1 protein-coding gene is annotated in these 474 nt (G+C 66.0%); it reads left to right on the plus strand.

Annotation, left to right across the window (positions count from 1 at the left end):
* A partial coding sequence (locus H0Z09_RS27190; RefSeq protein WP_238340312.1) for a DUF6531 domain-containing protein occupies positions 1 to 474 on the plus strand: 474 nt, incomplete at both ends.

Genomic DNA, 474 nt, shown 5'->3' on the forward strand with positions numbered 1-474 from the left:
TGTTCCTGGCCTGGGCGACGCGGGGCATGGGGGTGCAGGTTCGGCTGGGGGTCCAGACGCTGGGGCCTATCAAGTCCGGGTGGGTGCGCACTTGGCTGCAGAGGTTGGCGGATCAGCTTGTGGGGCCTGGGTTGGAGCCGCATGTCGAAGTGGCCAAACCGTTGCTGCTGGGGAGCGCGGCGACGCCGATCAGGGCCGTGCCGGTTGCGCCGTTGAAGGCTGGGGATCAGCTGGTTTCGAATCCGGTGCCGGTGGTGCGCAACAAGTCCCAGCGGACGGTGTTGGTGCGGCAGGAACATGTCGACGATGTGCCTGCTGTGGCGAAGAACCCGGCGGGGGATGCGGCGGCGACTTCGGACAAGACCGTGACCAACGGCTGCCCTGTGTCGATGGTCACGGGCGAGGAATTGCTGACGCTGACCGATGGGGTGCTGGACGGGGTTTTGCCGTTTGAGTGGACACGGTTGTACCGCA

This window comes from Pseudomonas sp. SWRI18 (assembly GCF_014268345.1).
In the GTDB taxonomy this organism is placed as follows: domain Bacteria; phylum Pseudomonadota; class Gammaproteobacteria; order Pseudomonadales; family Pseudomonadaceae; genus Aquipseudomonas; species Aquipseudomonas cedrina.